Genomic DNA, 19,743 nt, shown 5'->3' on the forward strand with positions numbered 1-19,743 from the left:
CACCCCGTAGCCCGGATAAGGCCAACGGCCGCATCCGGGACTACACGACGCGTCCCGAAGCCGACGCTGGCACGCGTAGCCCACACAAGGCCGAAAGCCGCGTCCAGGACCCGCGACGGCGTCGCGCACCCGGCGGCACCGCGTGTAGCCCGGACAAGGCCGCAGGCAGCATCCGGGGATCGCCGATCCGTTGCTTCAGCCGCCCGCGAACACCGGCGCAAGCAGGCGCAGCGTCCCCGCATCGGCGTCGAGTTCCACCTCGCCGCCGACCGGCAGGATGAACTGTTCGCGGATGTGGCCGATCATCGCCCCGGTGTAGGCGGGAATGCCGAGCGGCACGATGAAATCGTCGAGGATCTGCGCCAGCGTCAGCGAGCCGTAGCCATCGCCCGGGTCGCAATCGGTGCATTCGCCGAACACGAAGCCCGCGATGCGGTCGAGCACGCCCATCAGCTTGAGCGTGGTCAGCATGCGGTCGACCCGGTACGGCGCCTCGGACACGTCTTCCAGGAACAGGATCGCGCCATCGAAATCCGGCAGGTAAGGTGAGCCCGCCAGCGCGGTGAGCACGGTGAGGTTGCCGCCCAGCAGCCGTCCGCGCGCCTGGCCGGGCACCAGCGTGCGGGTGCGGTTGCGGCGCGGCACCAGCTCGTCGCCGGCCTCGATCCGGTTCTCGTAGTGCATCAGCTCGCGCTCGAAGAACACGCGCCGGAACTGGTCGGCGTTGAAGCGGTTCCAGCTGCCGGTACCGATGGGCCCATGGAAGGTCACCAGCCCGGTGCGCGCCTGGATCGCGCAGTGCAGCGCGGTCACGTCCGAATAGCCGAGCAGCGCCTTCGGGTTGCCGCGGATGGCCTCGTAGTCCAGCAACGGCAGCAGGCGCGCCGCGCCGGAGCCGCCCCGGGTGCAGACGATCGCGGCCACGTCCGGGTCGGCGAACGCCGCATTGAGGTCACCCGCGCGCTCGGCATCGCTGCCCGCGAGGTGGCCGCGGCGCTCCGCGTAATGCGCGCCCGTGACCACGCGCAGCCCCAGCGCTTCCATCACTTCGCGCGCGAGCTGCAGGTCGAGCGGATCGGATACGGCCGAGGACGGGCTGACCAGCGCCACGGTGTCGCCGGGCGCCAGCGGCCGCGGCAGCAGGCGCTGCGAAATCGCGTCCGCACGCGCGGCCAAGCCGATGCCTGGCAGCAGCGCACTCGCCGCCGCCACCGTAGCCGAACCGAGGAAGTGTCGCCTGCGCATGCCCTGCCCTCATCGAGTGGAGGCGCGAGGGTAGCAACCGGAGGGCGCCGGCGACAGCGCGACCGACGGCTGCGCAGCGCTTCCGCGTCGACGCAACGCACCGGGGAGACGGAACAATTCGAGACGATGCCGCACGGCAACCGTGGCCGCCCGGGCCTGCGATGCCGGATGACATTCCCAAGCAGCAGACCGACGCCAGGGAAAAATCGCGACCGGCTGCGTCGCACCGGCCTCCAGGCCCTGCGACGGGCTGGGCGGCGACCGGTGTCACGGCCCGGTGCCGCGCCCCGTCCCACGCGCCGGCCGCGGTCTCAGGCCGGCACCCCATCGGCGTCAGCCGTGGTGGTGCGGTTGCGCCCTGCCCGCTTGGCGCGGTACATCGCCGCGTCCGCGCGCGCCAGCCACTCCGCGGCCGCTTCGCCGCCGCGGTGCGTGGCGGCGCCGAGCGAGATGGTGACCGTGCGGCCGCGGCACTGGACCCCCGTTTCCACCGCCGTGCGCAGCTTTTCGGCGATCGCCCACAGCGCGTCGCCACTCGCCCCGGGCAGCAGCAGGGTGAACTCCTCGCCGCCCAGGCGGAAGAAGCGGTCGTTGGCACGCGTGTTGCCGCGCACCACCGTGGCCAGCTGCACCAGCACGTCGTCGCCGGCCTCGTGGCCGAACGCGTCGTTGATGGCCTTGAAGTGATCGATATCGAAGATCAGCAGGCCGAGCGGCGTGGCCTGGCGCTCGCTGGTGTTGATGGCGGCCTGCAGTTCGAGTTCGAGCCCGCGCCGGTTGCCGGCACCGGTCAGCGGATCGTGCAGCGCGATCGCCTCCAGTTGCGAGCGCTGCAGCTCCGCGCGCGAGGCGAACACGAACGAGAACAGGCTGACGACGATCGCGGTCACGAGGAACAGGACCTTCTCCAGCGGCGTGGCCAGCGCGGCATCGCTCGCGGCCACGGCTGCCATGGCGCCGCCGGAGATCAGCAGCGCAGGCCAGCGCCGGATCAACAGGAAATTCGCGACCAGCACCGGGTACACCCACAGCAGGCCCGGCAGGCCGCCCAGATGCGCCACCGCGACGCACCCCAGCGAGTAGGTCGCCGCGAGGAACGACGCCGCGCCCGCGGTGCGGCCGGTGCGCCAGGCGTACAGCGCGGCGCCGACGATGCTGGCCACGATCACCAGGTCGATGAGCGCGATCAGGTATTCGCCACGCAGGTACCGGTAGACACCGAACGGGCTGATGCCGAGCACGGTGATCGTGCCGAACATCACCACGATGCCCAGGTGGAAGTCCACCCTCAGCCGGTTGCTCCACATCACGCCTCCCTTCGCCGCGCCCGTCGCGCCGGACAGGCCAAGGGCCGGTCCATCCACGGGCGCGACCTGGCCGGCACTCCGGACAGATCAGCCGGGCCAGCCTACCGGTGGAGGCGCAGCGCGGCGTGAACAGGGAGTGCATGCGATGGGGCGTGCGGCCTCGTGGACGAGGCCGCGAGTCGGCCCGACGCGGGGTGTCGGATCCGCCCTTGACGCGAGAGACGGCCTGGCTAGGCGCCGCGCGTGGCCGCCCGCCGTACCTGCGGGGTCATCGCCACGTTGAGGTGCTCACTCATCAGCTGCAGTTCGCCGTCCTGGATCATCGCCGTCAGGCGCATGCCGCGTTCGAGCAGCGCGGTCGCGGCCTCGACGCGGTCGGGCGCCAGGTCGATCACCGTGAGATTGTCCAGGCGCGACAGCGACGAGGCGATCCTGCTCCACCAGATCTCCGACGCATTCCCGCCATAGTTCACCACCACGACGTGCCTGGCGCGCGCGCACGCCTTGCGGATGCGGGTCTCGTCGGGTTGGCCCAGGTCGATCCAGCGCTCGATCTCGCCGCCGTAGTCGCGCTGCCACAGGTCGGCGTCCTCGACGGTGCTCAGGCCGCGGCCGAACTCGAGCCGCTCATCGGCGTACAGCGCGAACGTTATCAGCCGCACCATCAGCCGTTCCGGCGTCTCGGACGGATGCTGCGCCAGCGTGAGGTTGTGGCTGGCGTAGTAGTGCCGGTCCATGTCGCTGACCTGCAGTTCGAGCCGGTAGATCGTCGCGTTGGGCGCCATGCGGGTGCCGGGAAAAGGGGTGTGCCATTGTAGTCGGTGTCCCCGCGCGTGCCGGTGGTTGCGCAATGGCGTGCGTCGGTGGGGCGCAGCGCAGCGTCCACCGCGCCGCAGTCGATGACCGAAGTCGTGCTTGATGCCGGACGCACGCCGGAACTGCACATGTTCCGGCTCGCCGAGGATCCGAGCCTGCCCGTCATCGACGCGCACCTGCGGGCGGCGCTGCGTGCGCATGCGCCGGAAGGTGGCTGGGGCATCATGCTCGAGGCCCTGGACGAGAGCTGGGCGCATCAGGACGCGCGCAGCCGCGCGCCGGAACCAGGCGCGCGGCCCATCACGGCGCGATCATTGCGCGCCTGCCAGCATTCGCGGCCATGATGGCACCCGAAGGCAACGCCCCGGCGCGGGGCTGGTTCGAGACGCGCCCGAGACTGACGCCGACCGCACGCGAGGACGACTGGGACATTCTCCTGGGCGACGGGCCGGTGGTGGCGACCGCGATCCACGATGGCCACGCGATCCGGCCCTCCCTGCGTCCCCTGCTCGCACTGGGCCCCGACGAGCGCCTGCGCGAGGAAGATCCGCTGACCGGCCTGTTAACCGAGGTGGGCGATGTGCGCATCCGCGTGCCGATCTCGCGCTTCGAAGTCGATCTCAACCGTCCGCGCGACGGTGCCGTGTATGCGCGGCCGGAAGACTGCTGGGGGCTGCAGCTGTGGTCCTCGCCCCTGCCCGAGCGCGAGATCGAGCGCTCGCTGCAGCGCTGGGACCGCTTCTACGGGATGGTCGCGGACCTTCTGGACCGCTTGCTCGAACGCTGGGACGCGGTGCTGCTGATCGACCTGCACAGCTACAACCACCGCCGCGACGGCGCGGATGGTGAACCGGCGCCGCAGGCAGGCAATCCCGACATCGAACTGGGGCTGACCACCGCCGATCCGGCGCGCTGGCGGGCGGTGACCGAACGCTTTTCCGAAGCCCTGCGCGCGACACCGGTGCAGGGCCGCCACCCCGATGTACGCGCCAACGTCCGCTTCCCCACCGGCGGACACTTCCCGGAGTGGGTGTATGCCCGCTGGGGATCGCGGGTGTGCACCATCTCGCCGGAATACAAGAAGATCTTCATGGACGAGTGGACCGGCACCGCCGAAATCGCCGCCCTGCGCGACCTGCAGCGCGGGCTGCGTTCGGCGGTGGATGCCGTGCGCCCCGAGTTCCGGAGACGCGCATGAACGCGCAGGTGAAGCACGCACGGGGCGAGCCCGCCGGCGCAACGCGGTCCGTGCGCGAACTGCCGCCCGTGGCCGCGGAGGTCGATGCGGCGCTGCTCGCGATCGATGCCGAACTGGACTGGCTGATCGCGCTCAATCCGCTGGGCACCGACGCGTTGTGGAACGAATTCGAGGCCAGTGGACGGCAACGCGTGTCGGCCCTGCGCTACGCCGATCCGGTGCTCGACCTCGACGCGATGCGCGAGCGGCTGCTGGCCCTGCCGGTCGAGCGCATCGAATCGCCGTTGCTGGCGGGCCTGCTGGGGGAAAAGCAGGCCGACCTCGACCGCACCATCGAACTGGTGCGCCTGCGCGGCACCGGCGGCTTCGTCGATGCCAGCATCGAGCTGTTCGGCGGCGTGGAGCCCGAGCTCCTCGTCCTCGCCCGCCGCCTGCTCCACGAGGTGCAGCCCGGCGAACCGCTCGAGGCCGATACCGGCGTCGACGCAGTGGTCTCGGCGGTCGAGGAGGAGGTGGCATGGTACCAGGAGCGCGCGCCTGACTTCGCGCTGGATGTCGTCGTCAATGCGGACATCGGCTCGCTGATGATGGTCTCCCACGGGCGCCTCTACCTGGATGCCGAGCTGCGCCTGCCCCACGCGCGCCTGCAGCCGCTGGTGCAGCACGAAGTCGGCACCCACGTGGTCACCCATTACAACGGCGCGCGGCAGCCGCTGCGACAGCTGTCGGTGGGCCTGGCGCAGTACGATCCGCTGCAGGAAGGCCTTGGCGTGCTGGCCGAATTCCTGTCCGGCTACCTGCCCGGCGAACGGCTGCGCATCCTCGCTGCGCGGGTGGTCGCCGCGCAGATGGCGATCGATCGCCAGGGCATTCCCGAGATCTTCGCCCGCCTGCACGACGAGCACGGCTTCGCCACTGACGAGGCCTTCGATGTCGCGGTGCGTGCGCTGCGCGGGGGCGGCCTCACCAAGGACGCGGTGTACCTGCGCGGACTGTGCGACCTGCTCGCCGACCTGCGGGACGGCAACGCGTTCGAGCCGCTGTTCGCCGGCAAGTTCGCGCTGCGCCATCGCGCCGCCATCGCGCAGCTCATCGACGAGGGCTGGGCGACGCCGCCGCGCCTGTTGCCGCGCTATACCGCCGCCGACGGGTTCGCCGACACCCTGGCGCGTTGCCGCACGCTCGACGTGGCGCACCTGCACCACGCCCACCCCACTCCCCTCCCGCTGGAACTCTCCGAATGACCGATCGCCCCCTGCGCCTCGGCTTCGTCGTCAACGACGTCGCCACCGAACAGGACAACTACACCACCATCCGACTGGCGCGCACCGCCGTCCGCATGGGCCACTCGGTCGCGCTGATCGGGCTGGAGGACTTCATCTACGACCCGTCCGGCTGCGTGTACGCCAAGGCGCACGTGCCGGCGGGCGAGTCCTACGCCGACGATGCCGCGCTGCTGGCCGAGCTGCATGGCGAGGACGCGAAGGTCGAGCGGATCAACGTCGAGGAGCTTGACGTGCTGATGCTGCGCAGCGACCCGGCCGAGGAAGTGGTCGACCGGCCCTGGGCGCCCAACAGCGCGCTGCTGTTCGCGCAGCTGGTGGTCAAGCGCGGCGTGATCGTGCTCAACGATCCCACCCACCTCACCGACGCCTCGAACAAGACCTACTTCCAGCATTTCCCGGAGGACGTGCGTCCGGTCACCTGCATCAGCCGCGACGCGGAGGAGATCAAGGCCTTCATCTCGGCCCAGGGCGGGCGTGGAGTGATCAAGCCGCTGCAGGGCTCCGGCGGCCAGGGCGTGTTCGTGGTCAACGGCGACGGCGGGGCCAACGTCAACCAGATGATCGACGCGGTGATCCGCGACGGCTACGCGATCGCGCAGGAGTACCTGCCCAAGGCGGCCGACGGCGACCTGCGCCTGCTCACGCTCAATGGTCGCCCGCTGAAGGTCGACGGCCGCTATGCCTGCTTCCGGCGCTACAACGACAGCGGCGACGCGCGCAGCAACATCAGCGCCGGCGGCAAGATCGAGCTGGCCGAGCCGGACGAGGACGCGCTGCGGCTGGCCGAGCTGGTGGCGCCCAAGCTCATCCACGACGGCATGTACCTGGCCGGCCTGGACATCGTCGGCGACAAGCTGATGGAGGTGAACGTCGACACCCCCGGGGGCATCAACATGGCCGAGGAACTGACCGGGGTGGACTTCAGCGGCCACATCATCGAGGACCTCGCGCGCAAGGTGCGGCTGCGCAACCAGTACCGCGGCAACCTGAGCAACGTCGAACTCTCGATGCTGTGACACCGGCCGCCGGGGGCGTGCACTCGCCCCTCACCGGGCCCCGGGTAGCGTCCGCCGACCGCTTCCCGGACATCCCGCCATGGCCCGCGCCGACGATTCCCCTGACTCTTCCCGAGACGATCGCGGGCGCCACAGCGCGGCGCGGTTGCCCGGCCTGCGTGTGGACCACTACAACCTTCGCCTGCGCGACCCCGACGACGAGAACGGCTTTCTCGGCGACCGCGCCAGCCATACCGCGTTCCGGTCGCTGCTCGACACCGCGCGCCGCGACCACCTGAGCGGCGAGGATCCGTTCGGCGACGTGCCCTCGGCCGAACTCGGCAAGCAGAAGGTCGACCTGGTGCTGGTGGGCGGGGACCCGGACGCCGCGCACGCCGTGCACCTGGCGGTCGAGGAGTACGCACGCCGGCTGTGCTACGTGGTGCAGGTGTTCCTGGCGCAGCCGCAATGGGCGGGCGTGGAGAAGATCGTGCTGGGCGGCGGCTTCCCGGAGCACGAGACCGGCAGCCTGGCGCTGCGTCGCGCGATGCGGCTGCTGGAACTGTCCGACACCGGCGCCACCCTGCACCCGTTGCGCCACGACCCCGACGAGGCCGGCCTGCTGGGCTGGGCGCTGCTGCTCCCCGACGAGGCGCGCCGGCACCAGGCGTTCCTGGCGGTCGACGTCGGCGGCACCAACCTGCGCTGCGGGATCGTCGAGCACCGCCTGCACAAGGACGACACCGGCGCCAAGGCGCGGGTAGTGGAGAGCCTGAAGTGGCGCCACGCCGACGACGACCCCAGCCGCGAGGATGCGATCGCGCGCATGGCCGCGATGCTCAACGGCCTGGCCGCGTACGCCGCGACGCTGGGCCTGCAGATGGCCCCGTTCGTGGGGATCGCCTGCCCGGGCGAAGTCGAGCCCGACGGTTCGCTGTCCGCCGGCGCCCAGAACCTGCCCGGCGACTGGGAGCGGCCGTTCCACCTCCCCGATGCCCTGTCCGCCCTGCTGCACCCGATCGAGGGCCGCAATCCGCAGGTGGTGATGCATAACGACGCGGTCGTCCAGGGCTTGAGCGAACTGCGCCGCATGCGCAAGGCCCGGCGCTGGGCGGTGCTGACCATCGGCACCGGACTGGGCAATGCCAGCTACACCATGCGCTGAGCATTGCAGGCACGTCGCCCCGGGGCGCGCTTCGACTCACGGCCCAGGCCTGTGCCTGCGGGTATCCACACCGTCGTCAGCACGCGGGTGCTAGAACCCATCCATGACCGCCTCCCGATCCGACACGACCGCCCCACATGCCGGCGCGGCGAAGAGCCGCCGGCGCTTCCTGCGCCAGTTTCCGGGCGGCTTCAGTGACCCCGTCTACCTGGACTGGGAGCGCGACTACAAGTGGCAGACCCACGAACGCTGGGAGGAGGCGCTGCCGCGCGCGACGTTCCGCCGACTGCTGCGCGATGGCGAACACGCCGAGGCGGCCGCGCGCGCGGTACGCGTCGAACAGCGCGCCCGCCACAGCATGCTGTTCTCGTTCGAGAAGATGGCGCTGCGCGATGCGCTGCGCACCGAGGCCGGCGTTCGCGAGTTCGCGCAGGGACTCTACGACTTCCTGCACGGCCGCGGCGGACCGCAGCTGCGCTTCGAGCGCTGGGTGGCCGCCATCGAGCGACTGCCGCGCAGGCAGACGCGCGTGCTGACCTGGCCACTGGCGACCGTGTTCGGCTTCATCGCCCAGCCGGACCGGCACATGTTCATGAAGCCCAACACGATCCGTGCCGCGGCGCGCGCCTACGGCTACCCCCTGCCCTACCGCTCGCGCCCGGACTGGGAGGCCTACGAGCGGCTGCTCGACTTCTCCGACACGGTGCGCGAGGACCTGCGCGACCTGCGTCCGCGCGACATGATCGACGTGCAGTCGTTCCTCTGGGTGCAGGGCTCGGACGAGTACCGATAGCAGGCGAGGTGCGACGGGCGGCACGGCGGCTGCGCGGTTCCAGCCCGGGCGCCATGCGTCGGTGTAGGGCTGCGATCGCTGCCGCGGGCCAGCCGGGTGCCTGCCTGCCCGATGGACGCAATCCCGCGACCGCACGGGGACGGGTGTCGATCGGCGCGCTGCCCGTCCGTCGTGGAGGCAGGTGGACCGCTTCCGCACTGTGGCCGATGCGGCGCCCGCGACGGCCTCGGCCATGCGGACCGCCCGCCCCAGACCAGACAGTTTTCCATTCCATACACCCCGAGGACACGACCGATGACCCCGAAGAACACCATCTGCCTCTGGTTCGACGGCACCGCGCTCGACGCCGCCGAATTCTATGCCCGCACCTTTCCCGACAGCCGCGTCGACGCGGTGCACCATGCGCCCGGCGACTATCCCTCCGGCAAGGCCGGCGACGTGCTGACCGTGGATTTCACGGTGATGGGCATCCCCTGCCTCGGCCTCAACGGCGGGCCCACGTTCCGCCACAGCGAGGCGTTCTCGTTCCAGGTCGCGACCGACGACCAGGCCGAGACCGACCGGCTGTGGGACGCGATCGTCGGCAACGGCGGCGAGGAAAGCGCCTGCGGCTGGTGCAAGGACCGCTGGGGCCTGTCGTGGCAGATCACCCCGCGCGTGCTCACCGCGGCCATGACCGGGAGCGACCACGCCGCGGCCGCGCGCGTGTTCGCGGCGATGATGCAGATGCGCAAGATCGACGTCGCCGCGATCGAGGCCGCGCGCCGCGGATGACCGTCGCCGGGGCCACGGACCCGGCCGAATCCGGGCGCGCCTCGCGGCTACGCCGAGGCGCACGCGGCCCCCGCCCCAGGAACCCGCGCGTGCCGGTAACGCTTCGGCAGCGAGCGCGGTTCGTCCCGGCGCGCGCAGGCGGCCTTGGCTCAGGCGCGCAGCTTCCAGCCGGTGCGGAAGATCCACCACACCGCCGCCATGCAGGCCAGCAGGAAGCCGACGATCGCGGCCAGGCTGATGCCCACGTTCACGTCCGAGGTGCCGTAGAAGCTCCAGCGGAAGCCGCTGACCAGGTAGACCACCGGGTTGAACAGCGCGATCTTCTGCCACACCGGCGGCAGCATGTTGATCGAGTAGAACGCGCCTCCGAGGAAGGTCAGCGGCGTGACGATCATCAGCGGGATCACCTGCAGCTTCTGGAAATCGTCCGCCCACAGCCCGATGATGAAGCCGAACAGGCTGAAGGTGACCGCCGTCAGCACGAGGAAGACGACCATCAGCAGTGGATGGGCGATCTCGTAGGGCACGAAGATGCGCGCGGTGACCAGGATCAGCACGCCGAGCATCATCGACTTGGTGGCCGCCGCGCCCACGTAGCCCAGCACCACCTCCACGTAGGACACCGGCGCCGAGAGCAGCTCGTAGATCGTGCCGGCCCACTTGGGCATGTAGATGCCGAACGAGGCGTTGGAGATGCTCTCGTTGAGCAGCGAGAGCATGATCAGGCCCGGGATGATGAAGGCGCCGTAGGACACGCCGTCGATCTCGCCCATGCGCGACCCGATCGCCGCGCCGAAGACGACGAAGTACAGCGACGTCGACAGCACCGGCGAGGCGATGGACTGGGTGATGGTGCGGAAGGTGCGCGCCATCTCGAAGCGGTAGATGGCGCGGATCGCGTGCCAGTTCATGCGCGGGCCTCCTGGCGGCCGTTGTGCACCAGTTCGACGAAGATCTCCTCGAGCGAACTCTCGCTCGAATGCAGGTCCTTGAACTCGATCCCCAGCTCGCCCAGCCGCCGCAGCAGGCCGGCGATGCCGGTCTCCTCGACCTGCGAGTCGAAGGTGTAGACCAGGGTGCGGCCCTCGTCGGCCAGCTCCAGCGGCAGCGACGCCAGCGCCTCCGGTACCGCCTCCAGCGGCGACTGCAGCGTGAGCGAGAGCTGCTTGCGGCCCAGCTTGCGCATCAGCACGTGCTTGTCCTCGACCAGTAGGAGGCGACCCTTGTCGATCACCCCGATGCGGTCGGCCATCTCCTCGGCCTCCTCGATGTAGTGGGTGGTGAGGATGATGGTCACGCCGCTTTCGCGCAGCTGGCGCACCAGCGCCCACATGTCGCGCCGCAGTTCCACGTCCACGCCGGCGGTCGGTTCGTCCAGGAACAGGATGGTCGGCTCGTGCGCCAGCGCCTTGGCGATCAGCACGCGGCGCTTCATGCCGCCGGACAGGGTCATGATCTTGCTGTCGCGCTTGTCCCACAGCGACAGGTCGCGCAGCACCTTCTCCAGGTGGGCGTCGTCGCGCGGCTTGCCGAACAGCCCGCGGCTGAAGCGCACCGTCGCCCAGACCGTCTCGAACGCGTCGGTGGACAGCTCCTGCGGCACCAGCCCGATCCGGCTGCGCGCGGCGCGGTAGTCGCGCACGATGTCGTGGCCGTCGGCCACCACCGTGCCCTCGCTGGGGTTGACGATGCCGCAGACGATGCTGATCAGCGTGGTCTTGCCGGCGCCGTTGGGCCCCAGCAGCGCGAGGATCTCCCCCTTGCGGATCTCGAGGTCGACCGAATCGAGCGCCTTGAAGCCGGACGCGTAGGTCTTGCCCAGGTTGCGGATGGAAATGATGGAGGACACGCGGGACGACCCCAGGCTTGCGAAACCAGCGCGGATCGTACCGGAGCGCCGGCGGCGGGGTTGTCCCGCCAGCGGGAATGTCCGTCCCTGCGCGCCGCGCGCGGCGTCGCGGTGCGCTTTGCCGTTGCCCGATGACCGCTACGCCCCGGTGCCGGACGTCACCCACGCCAGTGCCTCGGCCTGGCGCTCGGGCGTGAACACGCGATAGCGCACGAATGGCAGCATCGCGCTTTCCGCACGCGACCCCGCGCGCATCCACGCCTGGTCGGCCACCACGGCCACGCGGCCGAACCTGCGCAGCTGCCCCATCAGCGGCATCGCGCGCGCCAGGTGCGCGCCGAAGCCCGCCAGTTCCAGGCTGCCGATGGATCGGGTCTCGACGTACATGTGGACCGGGTCGTGCCGCGCGAGGCAGGCCTCCAGCCGGTCCATCAGCGCGTCGAGGTCCGCGGCGGTGATCCGGTCCTCGATCGCCACCGCGATCACGTCGTCCGGCGCGTGCAGGAAGTGGTGCATGGGGGTCTCCGGTCGCAGCGTCCGTGGCGAAGGCTAGCGCCGGTTGCGTTGCGGCGGCGTCGATGACGTCGGCGGGCCGCCCGCGGATGCCGCGCAGCCCGCGTGCCTGGCCCTCGCCATGGCGCGATTGGCGCCTTCGCCCGCTTGCGGCGAAGATGCCGCTTTCCACGACCGGAGCACGGTCCATGGCCGAGCAAGGGGACCGACGCAGGGTCGCAGTCGGCAGGACGTGGCTGGCGGTCGCCGCCGCGCTGCTGCTCCTGCTGGCCGTCTGGGGCGCGTTGCGCCTGCGCGGCCCGTTGCTGCCCGGCTACACGGTGGCCAGCGGCCCGCTGGTGCAGAACGTGGTGGCCACCGGGCGCGTGGCGGCACCGTCGCGGATCCAGGTCGGGGCCGAGATCGCGGGCCTGGTGCTCGAGCGGCGGGTGATGGACGGCGACCGGGTCGCCCCGGGCGACGTGCTGGTGGTGCTGCGCGCGCGCGACCTGGAGGCACGCCGCGACGAAGCGCGCGCGGCCCTCGCGGCACTGCGCGAGGCCGAGCGCCCCGACGCGGAGGCGCGCGAGCGCCAGGCGCGCGCCGACCTCGCCCAGGCCGAGCGCGAACTGGTGCGGCGCCGCGAACTGGGCGAGCGCCAGCTGGTCTCGCGCGAGAGCGTCGAGCTCGCGGCACAGGCCGTCGTGGCCGCGCGCGCCGCAGCCGAGCAGGCGCGGCTGGCCGTCGCGGCGCTGGCGGGGGGCGCGCGCGAAGCGCAGGCGCGCGAGCGCCTTGCCGCCGCCGAGGCGGACCTGGCGCGCGCGGTCGTGCGCGCCACCGTCCCCGGCACGGTGCTGGTGCGCAGCGTCGAACCCGGCGACACCGTGACGCCCGGCGAGGTGCTGCTGGAGATCGCGCGCGATGCCCCCGGCGAAGTGCTGCTGGCGCTGGACGAGAAGAACCTCGACCGGATCGCGCCCGGGCAGTCCGCCACCTGCATCGCCGACGCGTTCCCGGATCGTCCCTTCCCCGCGACGGTGCACCACGTGGCGCCGGCGGTCGATCCGGCGCGCGGCACGGTCGACGTCCGCCTGCGCATCGATCCCGCGCCCGGTTTCGTGCGCCAGGACATGACCGTGACCGCGACCCTGGTCACCGGGCGACGCGACAGCACGCTCGCCGTGCCCAACGACGCGCTGGTCGATGCCGATGCCGGTTCGGATCGCGCCCGCGTGCTGCGCGTGCGCGACGGGCGCGTGCAGCGCGTGCCGGTGCGCCTGGGCTTGCGCGGGCTGGCGATGAGCGAGGTGGTCGAGGGGCTGGCCGCGGGCGACCGGGTGGTGGCGGCGGGCGCGCTCGATGCCGCCACCCTGCCCGCGGACGGCGACCGCGTGCGCATCGAGGGCCAGCCCGCACCCGTGGCCGGCGACGCGCGCCGCGGCGAAGTGCCGGTCCAGTTCGACTGAGCGATGTGGATCGAGTCCACCATCGCCCTGCGCTTCCTGCGCCAGGGACGCGCGCAGACCCTGCTGATCCTGTTCGGGATCGCGGTCGGGGTGTCGGTGATCGTGTTCGTCACCGCGCTGATCTCCGGGCTGCAGCAGAACATCATCCAGCGCACCCTCGGCACCCAGGCCCATGTCCGGGTCGAGGCGCCGCGCGAGCGCAATCGCGTCGCCCCGGCGGCGGACGGCGTGCTGCAGCTTGTGCTGGAGGATCCTCGTCCGCAGTCCCTGCGTCCGATCGACAACTGGCTGCAGGCGCGCGACGTGCTGGACCGGCTGCCGGGCGTGGACGCGGTGTCGCCGCTGGTGTCCGGGCCGGCGTTCGGCCGACGTGGCGAAGCGGTCGAGTCGGTGGCGCTGGTGGGCATCGACCCGCCGCGCTACCTGCGCGTGATCCCGCTCGACGACAGCATCGTCGAGGGCCGTCTCGACGTGGGCTCGGGCAACGCGGTGGTCGGCCGCCAGCTCGCGGAGGACCTGGGCCTGCGGCTGGGCGGCAAGCTGCGGCTCCAGGCCGGCGATGGGCGCGATGCGATCGTCAACGTGGCCGGGATCTTCGAACTGGGCGTGCGCGAGCTGGACGCGCGCTACGTCTACACCGACCTGAAGCAGGCGCAGTCGCTGCTGGCCCTGCCCGGCGGCGTCACCGTGATCGACGTGACCGTGGACGACCTGTTCGCCGCCGACCGCGTCGCCGCGCGCATCCGCGGCCTGACCGGGCTGCAGGCCGAGAGCTGGATGGAGAGCAATGCCCAGCTGATGAACGCGCTGAGTTCGCAGAGCCTGTCCACGCGCATGATCAGCTTCTTCGTGGCGATGTCGGTGGCACTGGGGATCGCGAGCGTGCTGGCCGTGAGCGTGGCCCAGCGCACCCGCGAGATCGGCATCCTGCGCGCCATGGGCACGCGCCGGCGACAGATGCTGCTGGTGTTCCTGGTGCAGGGCGCGGTGCTGGGCCTGGCGGGGTCGGCGGTGGGCGCGCTGGCCGGCCTGGGCCTGGTGGCGGCGTTCAACGTGTTCGGACCCGGCCTGTTCTTCATCCCGCTGCCGCCGGCCCTGGTGCCCGCGGCGATGGCGGTGGCCACGCTGGCCGGCATGGGCGCGGCGCTGGTGCCGGCCTCGCGCGCCTCGCGCCTGGACCCGGTGGAGGCGATCCGTGGCTGAGCCGCGCGAAGTGCTGCGCCTGCAGGGCCTGCGCAAGTCCTACAACGTCGGCCAGCCGACCGAGGTCGAGGTCCTGCACGGCATCGACCTGCGCCTGGACAGCGCCGACTTCGCGGCGCTGGTCGGGCCCTCGGGATCGGGCAAGAGCACCCTGCTCAACCTGATCGGCCTGCTGGACTCGCCCACGGCCGGCGAACTGTTCCTGCGCGGGGAGGCCACCGGCGGCATGGACGACGAAGGCCGCACCGCGCTGCGCAGCCGCCACATCGGCTTCGTCTTCCAGTTCCACCACCTGATCAACGCCTTCACCGCGCTGGAGAACGTGCTGATGCCGTGGATGGTGGCGCACGGCCGGCCCGACCGCGCGATCCTCGATACCGCGCGCGGCCTGCTGGCGGGCGTGGGACTGGAGCGCTTCGCCGACCGCAGGCCCGACCAGCTGTCCGGCGGCCAGCAGCAGCGGGTCGCGATCGCCCGGGCGCTCGTGACCCGCCCCGCCCTGTTGCTGGCCGACGAACCCACCGGCAACCTCGACACGAAGACCGCGGCGGACGTGTTCGACCTGCTGCGCCGCTTCAACGCCGAGTACGGCTGCGCGGTGCTGGTGGTCACCCACGATCCGCGTCTGTCGCAGACCTGCGACCGCACCGTGACCCTGGTGGACGGCTGCATCGTGTCGGACGAGCGCGCCGCGGCAGCGCCAGCCCCCGCAGATGGTCCCGCCGGGCGCCCCCCCATCGCCACCTGAGGGAAACAGTTGCGGTCGGACGGCGACCACGTTCGCGTCCGACCGCATCCGCAACGCTATCGAACCAAAGCCGGCATGGACTTCAGCATTTTCCTGCTGCCTTGAGCAGCGCGTTGCACTGGGTTACGGTGCCGCTGCCCTGCTCGCTGCAGATGGCATCGGACGTGACCACACCGGCATACATCATGCCGCCGCCGGTCACGTAGCAGTTGAAGCGGCGCCCGTCGTCGGCCACCACCTTGTAGTCGATGCGTCCGGCATCGCCGGTCCGGTCGGTGATCGTGAACTGGTCGGACTCGAGTCCGATCGCGAACGCGGTGCGTGACACGATGGTGTCGTCTTCGACGCGTGTAGCGCAGCCAGCGAGGGTGATGGTCGTCAGGGCGATCAGGACCAGGTGTGCGCGGTTTTTCATCCGGTGTACCTCCATGTCATCCGCCCGAAGACGACGCATCGCGGTGAGACGGGCGGCGAGGCCTGGTCGGATGCGCGCACCGATCCTGGTGCGGGGCCAGTGTCGCAGCGTGCGGCATCCGTGTCCGTCGGAGAACTCCGACCGACCCGTCCGGAAATACCGCGGCCGACCCGGCCGGCGCCGCGCAGCGGGGAAAATGTTGGACACCATCGCGATCACCCACGCGCGCATGCGGTCGCCGCCACCCCGATGGCTGCCTGCCACACGAAGCAGCATGTCCGCCTCCGTCCACGACACGGCGCGCATCGTGCCCCGACCATGCGCGCGCGTATGCGGAGCGAGCGGCAACGGCGTCGGGACGCATGGCACACTAGCCCGGCCTCTTCACCAAGTGACCCGGGCCGACCATGAGAGTGTCCTTGCTGCGCGTCGTCATCCTGTCCCTGAGCGTCCTGCTGCTGGCATCTGCATCGCTGGCAGCCTTCGCCGCGGATAAACAGACCTTCGTCCTCGTCCACGGCGCCACCGCCGGGGGCTGGGAGTGGAAGCGGACCGGCGAGTTCCTCACTGCGCAAGGGCATACCGTCTACCGCCCCACCCTGACCGGCCTGGGCGAACGTGAGCATCTCGGCAGCACCGAGATCGACCTGGAGACCCACATCCAGGACGTGGTGAATTTGATCCTGTTCGAGGACCTGCACGACGTGGTGATCACCGGGCACAGCTACGGCGGCATGGTGGTCACCGGGGTGATGGACCGCATCCCCGAGCGCCTGCGCCACGTGGTGTTCCTGGACGCCGCCGTGCCGAACGACGGCCAGTCGCTGTGGGACATCTTCGGCAACGATGCGCCGCCCGATCCGGAGCGCTTCAAGGACGGCTACATGCAGGTGCCGTGGGTGAAGCCGGACGCCACGCCGCCGTACAACGTCAAGCATCCGGTCAAGTGCTTCAGCCAGCCCGTGTCCTACCGCAACCCCGCCGCGCTGGCGCTGCCGGTCACCTATGTCGCGTTCGTGCCGAAGGACCAGTCCGCCGAGGAGCGGGCGAAGACCGACCGCAGCTGGCGCAACGCGGTCGCGCGTGGTTGGACCATCCGCACCTTCCCCGGCGGCCACGTCGCCCAGCAGGAAGATCCACGCGGCGTGGCCGGACTGATCGAACGGTCGGTCGACGACCGCAACGGCGCGGCGGCGACCCGCCAGCCGTAACACCGGGGCGGCCGGGCAGCCGGGCGCTCCACTACCGACACCGACCGCCTGTTCGAAGGGAGTCGCCATGCCCGCAGTCGTCGCCCGAACCTTCGCTGCCCTGCTCGCCTGCCTCGCCGCGCTCGCGGCTGCGCCCGCCCACGCCGCACCCGACCACGCGAGCGCCATGTTCGTGTTCGACGAGGCCCGCACGCTGTGCGAACGCGACGGCGGCGCGTTGTGGGGCGAATCGCTGTGCGGGCCGATCATGATCGTGGACCCGGCCGACCGCACCGTGGTCGCGAACCAGGCCGATCCCGGCGGCGTGCTGGTGGAGCGCGATGGCGCCTTCGTCGGCACCCTGCCGCCCGAGGCCATGCTCGCGAACACGCGCGTGGAATGGTCCGGCACCGCCTGGACCCAGCTCCTGTGGCCGGTCCCGTTCGAGCCGGCGCTGCTGCGCGTGTTCCTGCTGCACGAGATGTTCCACCGCGTTCAGCCGGCGCTCGGGCTGGCGCGCGGCGAGGCGGGCAACCGTCATCTCGACACGCTCGACGGCCGCTACCTGCTGCAGCTGGAATGGCGGGCGCTGGCCCGCGCGCTGATGGTGGACGAGCCCGGCGCGCGCCTCGGCCACGTCACCGATGCGCTTGCGTTCCGCCACGCCCGTCGCGACCTGTTCGAGGGCGCCGGCGACGACGAGACGGCGCTCGAGATCAACGAGGGGCTCGCCGAATACACCGGCGTGCGGCTGGGGCTGGCGCGGGACGAGCAGCGCCGCGCCTTCGCCGTCTACGACCTGGCGCGCTTCCTCGACGCGCCCAGTTTCGTGCGCTCGTTCGCCTACGCCAGCGGTCCCGCCTACGGCCTGCTGCTCGACGCCGTCGATCCGGACTGGCGCGGCCGGCTCGGCACCGACGCGGACCTGGGCGCCCTGCTGGCGGCAGCGCACCGGATCGATCCCGCGCACCTGGGCGACATCGCGCCACGCACGCGGCACTACGACGCCGACGGGGCGCTGCGCACCGCGGAGGAGACCCGCGAGCGCGCGCGCCGGGAGCGTCTGTCGGCATGGCGCGCCACGCTGGTGGAAGGCCCGGTGCTGGTGTTGCCGCTGGCGAAGCCCGGCTTCCAGTTCAATCCGCAGACGCTCGCCGCGCTGGACGGCGTCGGCACCGTCTACCCCACCCTGCGCCTGACCGACGCCTGGGGCGAACTGGTCGTGACAGACGGCGGCGCGGCCCTGGTGCACGCGGACCGCACGCAGGCGACGGTGGCCCTGCGGCCGGGCGGCGACGGGCGCAGCGGCGAGGGCTGGACGCTCACGCTGGCGCCGGGCTGGGCGCTGGTACCGGGCGAGCGCGCGGGCGACTCGACCGTCGCGCGGGATCCTGCCCCCGCCTCCCCGCGCAATCGCTGAGCCCGCCATGCACGCAGACTCGCCGGAAGCCCCGGCCTGCGGTCATCCAGCCGCGGCGCGTTCGATCCGGAAGTCGATCGGCTTGTAGCTGAAGTTGTTCGACTGGCCTGCCGAGCAGGCCGTCATCGCCACCACCAGCGGCATTTCCGCACGCAGGCGGATGTGGTCGCCCGCCTTGCTCAGTGGCGGCAGCACCGCCACGGCGCCCGACTGCGGGTCGAAAGTGACGTTCATGAAGATGTTGAAGGCGACCGGGATCCGGTCGCGGCCGATCCCGTAGGGCGCCAGCGCCGACGCCAGGTTGCCTTCGCAGCCCGGCCGGCCCTCCGCCTCGCCGTACAGCTTCTCGAACATTTCCTTCGAGCACGGTGTCAGGGTGAAATCGTGCCGGCCGCAGGTATCGTCGACGATGGTGAACATCGGGCGGCTGCGATTGGAGTACAGCGTGTCGCCGCTCGTCAGCCACAGCTTCGCGGCGTAGTCGATCGAGCGGCCCGAGGAGAGGTATTCGGCCAGGTCCTCGCGCGCGAATGCGGTGAGGTCGCTCACCTGCTGACCCATGGGGTCCATGACCACGAGTTCGTCGCCTGCCTCGAGTTCGATCGCGCAGCCCGAACACGGCGCGATGCGGTGCACCTGCGACGCCGTCATCGCGGTTTCCTGACGTGGAAGGGACACGACCAGTCGGCCTCGACATGGCGCCCGCTGTACTGGCGGGTTTCCGGCGCGGTGCCGAAGTCGGCCAGGTTCGGATTGATGGATCCCTGCAGGGCGACGTCTCGCTGGCGCGTGGCGGCCTGCATCTTGGCGTAGCGTCCATCGGCGCGCAGGCGGTCGAACTGCCGGTGCGAGTTGAACACCATCACCGGCGCCTCGAACCGGCGCGCCAGGCGCGAGGCGCCCGGATGCAGGCCGATCACGAAGAACGGGTGGCCCGCCAGGCTCAGGCTGAAACGCGGATCGTCCGGGTCGCGGCTGACGTCTGCAGCCCACGCCGTGCCGCGGCGCGCGTCGAGGTCGTGCAGCCGCTGCAGCTGCGACCACAGCATCGCCTCGAACCGCCGCTCATCGGCATCGAACGGTCCGTCGAACAGCGCGACGAAGGAATGCACGGTGGTGTCGGTGTCCGGCATCGCTTCGATGCGACTGGCGAAGGCGGCAAGCGCATCGAGCAGCGGGCCATCGTTGGCGCGGCTGCCGAGACGCTGCAGTTCGAACGTCTCGATCGCGTCGCGCGCGAGTGCCGCCTTCGAACCGACGCAGGGGAAGTCCTGGTCGGCGATCTTGCCAAGGAAACGTTGCGAAAGAACATCGCCGGGACCGGCGGGGGACTGCAGGGAGGAGGTCTTCATGCGGGTCACCCTATCGGGCACGCGGACAC

At 71.2% G+C, this 19,743-nt stretch carries 21 protein-coding genes; 12 read left to right on the top strand and 9 right to left on the bottom strand.

Annotated elements, in window-relative coordinates; genetic code table 11:
• Positions 1 to 195 precede the first annotated feature (195 nt).
• From QFW80_RS01465 to QFW80_RS01475, 3 genes are all read right to left on the bottom strand, one after another.
• A complete protein-coding gene (locus QFW80_RS01465; protein WP_280599220.1) occupies positions 196 to 1,245 on the bottom strand; it encodes a S66 peptidase family protein in 1,050 nt (349 codons plus the stop codon).
• A gap of 311 nt (positions 1,246 to 1,556) precedes the next feature.
• Positions 1,557 to 2,609, bottom strand: a complete 1,053-nt coding sequence (locus QFW80_RS01470; protein WP_280599222.1) for a GGDEF domain-containing protein — start codon at positions 2,607 to 2,609, stop codon at positions 1,557 to 1,559.
• Between the two features lie 173 nt (positions 2,610 to 2,782).
• Entirely contained in the window at positions 2,783 to 3,337 is a 555-nt protein-coding gene (locus tag QFW80_RS01475) for a YaeQ family protein (RefSeq protein WP_280599224.1), read from the bottom strand.
• A gap of 114 nt (positions 3,338 to 3,451) precedes the next feature.
• Between QFW80_RS01475 and QFW80_RS01480 the strand changes: the two genes are divergently transcribed.
• From QFW80_RS01480 to QFW80_RS01510, 7 genes are all read left to right on the top strand, one after another.
• The gene (locus QFW80_RS01480) at positions 3,452 to 3,712 is read left to right on the top strand and encodes a hypothetical protein (protein ID WP_280599226.1); all 261 of its coding nucleotides are present in this window, start codon (positions 3,452 to 3,454) and stop codon (positions 3,710 to 3,712) included.
• The gene (locus QFW80_RS01485) at positions 3,709 to 4,566 is read left to right on the top strand and encodes an N-formylglutamate amidohydrolase (protein WP_280599228.1); all 858 of its coding nucleotides are present in this window, start codon (positions 3,709 to 3,711) and stop codon (positions 4,564 to 4,566) included. The genes QFW80_RS01480 and QFW80_RS01485 overlap by 4 nt, the downstream gene beginning before the upstream one ends.
• Positions 4,563 to 5,810: a tyrosine/phenylalanine carboxypeptidase domain-containing protein gene (locus QFW80_RS01490; protein ID WP_280599230.1), complete on the top strand. Its 1,248-nt coding sequence runs from the start codon at positions 4,563 to 4,565 to the stop codon at positions 5,808 to 5,810. The genes QFW80_RS01485 and QFW80_RS01490 overlap by 4 nt, the downstream gene beginning before the upstream one ends.
• Complete coding sequence (locus tag QFW80_RS01495; RefSeq protein WP_280599232.1) at positions 5,807 to 6,868, top strand: ATP-grasp domain-containing protein; 1,062 nt, start codon at positions 5,807 to 5,809, stop codon at positions 6,866 to 6,868. Before QFW80_RS01490 ends, QFW80_RS01495 begins: the two co-directional genes overlap by 4 nt.
• Positions 6,869 to 7,013: 145 nt before the next feature.
• On the top strand, positions 7,014 to 8,012 hold the full coding sequence (locus QFW80_RS01500; protein WP_280599234.1) for an ROK family protein: 999 nt from the start codon (positions 7,014 to 7,016) through the stop codon (positions 8,010 to 8,012).
• 103 nt (positions 8,013 to 8,115) lie between these two features.
• Positions 8,116 to 8,805: a hypothetical protein gene (locus tag QFW80_RS01505; protein WP_280599236.1), complete on the top strand. Its 690-nt coding sequence runs from the start codon at positions 8,116 to 8,118 to the stop codon at positions 8,803 to 8,805.
• A 294-nt stretch (positions 8,806 to 9,099) separates the two neighbouring features.
• Positions 9,100 to 9,579 carry a VOC family protein gene (locus QFW80_RS01510; RefSeq protein WP_280599237.1) on the top strand — a complete coding sequence of 160 codons (480 nt, stop codon included), beginning with the start codon at positions 9,100 to 9,102 and terminating at the stop codon, positions 9,577 to 9,579.
• 149 nt (positions 9,580 to 9,728) lie between these two features.
• Here the strand turns inward: QFW80_RS01510 and QFW80_RS01515 are convergent, their stop codons facing one another.
• The 3 genes from QFW80_RS01515 to QFW80_RS01525 all read right to left on the bottom strand — a co-directional run bounded on the left by QFW80_RS01515 (position 9,729) and on the right by QFW80_RS01525 (position 11,944).
• Positions 9,729 to 10,490, bottom strand: a complete 762-nt coding sequence (locus QFW80_RS01515; protein ID WP_280599239.1) for an ABC transporter permease — start codon at positions 10,488 to 10,490, stop codon at positions 9,729 to 9,731.
• Positions 10,487 to 11,428 carry an ABC transporter ATP-binding protein gene (locus QFW80_RS01520; protein WP_280599241.1) on the bottom strand — a complete coding sequence of 314 codons (942 nt, stop codon included), beginning with the start codon at positions 11,426 to 11,428 and terminating at the stop codon, positions 10,487 to 10,489. The genes QFW80_RS01515 and QFW80_RS01520 overlap by 4 nt, the downstream gene beginning before the upstream one ends.
• Positions 11,429 to 11,566: 138 nt before the next feature.
• Positions 11,567 to 11,944: a SpoIIAA family protein gene (locus tag QFW80_RS01525; RefSeq protein ID WP_280599242.1), complete on the bottom strand. Its 378-nt coding sequence runs from the start codon at positions 11,942 to 11,944 to the stop codon at positions 11,567 to 11,569.
• Positions 11,945 to 12,129: 185 nt separating this feature from the next.
• Here QFW80_RS01525 and QFW80_RS01530 point away from each other — a divergent pair, with 185 nt between their 5' ends.
• From QFW80_RS01530 to QFW80_RS01540, 3 genes are read left to right on the top strand one after another with little or no spacing between them, the layout of a single operon-like run.
• Entirely contained in the window at positions 12,130 to 13,386 is a 1,257-nt protein-coding gene (locus tag QFW80_RS01530; RefSeq protein WP_280599243.1) for an efflux RND transporter periplasmic adaptor subunit, read from the top strand.
• 3 nt (positions 13,387 to 13,389) lie between these two features.
• Positions 13,390 to 14,589 carry an ABC transporter permease gene (locus tag QFW80_RS01535; protein WP_280599244.1) on the top strand — a complete coding sequence of 400 codons (1,200 nt, stop codon included), beginning with the start codon at positions 13,390 to 13,392 and terminating at the stop codon, positions 14,587 to 14,589.
• Entirely contained in the window at positions 14,582 to 15,337 is a 756-nt protein-coding gene (locus QFW80_RS01540) for an ABC transporter ATP-binding protein (RefSeq protein ID WP_280599245.1), read from the top strand. The genes QFW80_RS01535 and QFW80_RS01540 overlap by 8 nt, the downstream gene beginning before the upstream one ends.
• Before the next feature lie 82 nt (positions 15,338 to 15,419).
• On the opposite strand, the gene QFW80_RS01545 is transcribed toward QFW80_RS01540, so the two are convergent.
• Positions 15,420 to 16,028, bottom strand: a complete 609-nt coding sequence (locus tag QFW80_RS01545) for a hypothetical protein (RefSeq protein ID WP_280599246.1) — start codon at positions 16,026 to 16,028, stop codon at positions 15,420 to 15,422.
• Positions 16,029 to 16,171: 143 nt separating this feature from the next.
• On the opposite strand from QFW80_RS01545, the gene QFW80_RS01550 reads away from it, so the two are divergent.
• Both QFW80_RS01550 and QFW80_RS01555 read left to right on the top strand, forming a co-directional pair.
• Positions 16,172 to 16,963 carry an alpha/beta fold hydrolase gene (locus tag QFW80_RS01550; RefSeq protein ID WP_280599247.1) on the top strand — a complete coding sequence of 264 codons (792 nt, stop codon included), beginning with the start codon at positions 16,172 to 16,174 and terminating at the stop codon, positions 16,961 to 16,963.
• Positions 16,964 to 17,030: 67 nt separating this feature from the next.
• Positions 17,031 to 18,362 carry a hypothetical protein gene (locus tag QFW80_RS01555; RefSeq protein WP_280599249.1) on the top strand — a complete coding sequence of 444 codons (1,332 nt, stop codon included), beginning with the start codon at positions 17,031 to 17,033 and terminating at the stop codon, positions 18,360 to 18,362.
• 42 nt (positions 18,363 to 18,404) lie between these two features.
• Here QFW80_RS01555 and QFW80_RS01560 read toward each other — a convergent pair whose 3' ends face one another.
• A complete protein-coding gene (locus QFW80_RS01560) occupies positions 18,405 to 19,013 on the bottom strand; it encodes a DUF1989 domain-containing protein (protein ID WP_280599251.1) in 609 nt (202 codons plus the stop codon).
• Entirely contained in the window at positions 19,010 to 19,714 is a 705-nt protein-coding gene (gene gntA, locus QFW80_RS01565) for a guanitoxin biosynthesis heme-dependent pre-guanitoxin N-hydroxylase GntA (protein ID WP_280599253.1), read from the bottom strand. Before gntA ends, QFW80_RS01560 begins: the two co-directional genes overlap by 4 nt.
• Positions 19,715 to 19,743: the final 29 nt, after the last annotated feature.

Source organism: Luteimonas rhizosphaericola (assembly GCF_029888045.1).
GTDB classification, from domain to species: domain Bacteria; phylum Pseudomonadota; class Gammaproteobacteria; order Xanthomonadales; family Xanthomonadaceae; genus Luteimonas; species Luteimonas rhizosphaericola.

What these genes read in the sequence shown, in the direction of transcription:
- QFW80_RS01515 (WP_280599239.1), bottom strand. Translation starts at nt 10,490, where the DNA reads ATGAACTGGCACGCGATCCGCGCCATCTACCGCTTCGAGATGGCGCGC.
- QFW80_RS01530 (WP_280599243.1), top strand. Translation starts at nt 12,130, where the DNA reads ATGGCCGAGCAAGGGGACCGACGCAGGGTCGCAGTCGGCAGGACGTGG.
- QFW80_RS01495 (WP_280599232.1), top strand. Translation starts at nt 5,807, where the DNA reads ATGACCGATCGCCCCCTGCGCCTCGGCTTCGTCGTCAACGACGTCGCC.
- QFW80_RS01465 (WP_280599220.1), bottom strand. Translation starts at nt 1,245, where the DNA reads ATGCGCAGGCGACACTTCCTCGGTTCGGCTACGGTGGCGGCGGCGAGT.
- QFW80_RS01510 (WP_280599237.1), top strand. Translation starts at nt 9,100, where the DNA reads ATGACCCCGAAGAACACCATCTGCCTCTGGTTCGACGGCACCGCGCTC.
- QFW80_RS01505 (WP_280599236.1), top strand. Translation starts at nt 8,116, where the DNA reads ATGACCGCCTCCCGATCCGACACGACCGCCCCACATGCCGGCGCGGCG.
- gntA (WP_280599253.1), bottom strand. Translation starts at nt 19,714, where the DNA reads ATGAAGACCTCCTCCCTGCAGTCCCCCGCCGGTCCCGGCGATGTTCTT.
- QFW80_RS01525 (WP_280599242.1), bottom strand. Translation starts at nt 11,944, where the DNA reads ATGCACCACTTCCTGCACGCGCCGGACGACGTGATCGCGGTGGCGATC.
- QFW80_RS01535 (WP_280599244.1), top strand. Translation starts at nt 13,390, where the DNA reads ATGTGGATCGAGTCCACCATCGCCCTGCGCTTCCTGCGCCAGGGACGC.
- QFW80_RS01555 (WP_280599249.1), top strand. Translation starts at nt 17,031, where the DNA reads ATGCCCGCAGTCGTCGCCCGAACCTTCGCTGCCCTGCTCGCCTGCCTC.
- QFW80_RS01560 (WP_280599251.1), bottom strand. Translation starts at nt 19,013, where the DNA reads ATGACGGCGTCGCAGGTGCACCGCATCGCGCCGTGTTCGGGCTGCGCG.
- QFW80_RS01490 (WP_280599230.1), top strand. Translation starts at nt 4,563, where the DNA reads ATGAACGCGCAGGTGAAGCACGCACGGGGCGAGCCCGCCGGCGCAACG.
- QFW80_RS01475 (WP_280599224.1), bottom strand. Translation starts at nt 3,337, where the DNA reads ATGGCGCCCAACGCGACGATCTACCGGCTCGAACTGCAGGTCAGCGAC.
- QFW80_RS01485 (WP_280599228.1), top strand. Translation starts at nt 3,709, where the DNA reads ATGATGGCACCCGAAGGCAACGCCCCGGCGCGGGGCTGGTTCGAGACG.
- QFW80_RS01545 (WP_280599246.1), bottom strand. Translation starts at nt 16,028, where the DNA reads ATGCTGCTTCGTGTGGCAGGCAGCCATCGGGGTGGCGGCGACCGCATG.
- QFW80_RS01480 (WP_280599226.1), top strand. Translation starts at nt 3,452, where the DNA reads ATGACCGAAGTCGTGCTTGATGCCGGACGCACGCCGGAACTGCACATG.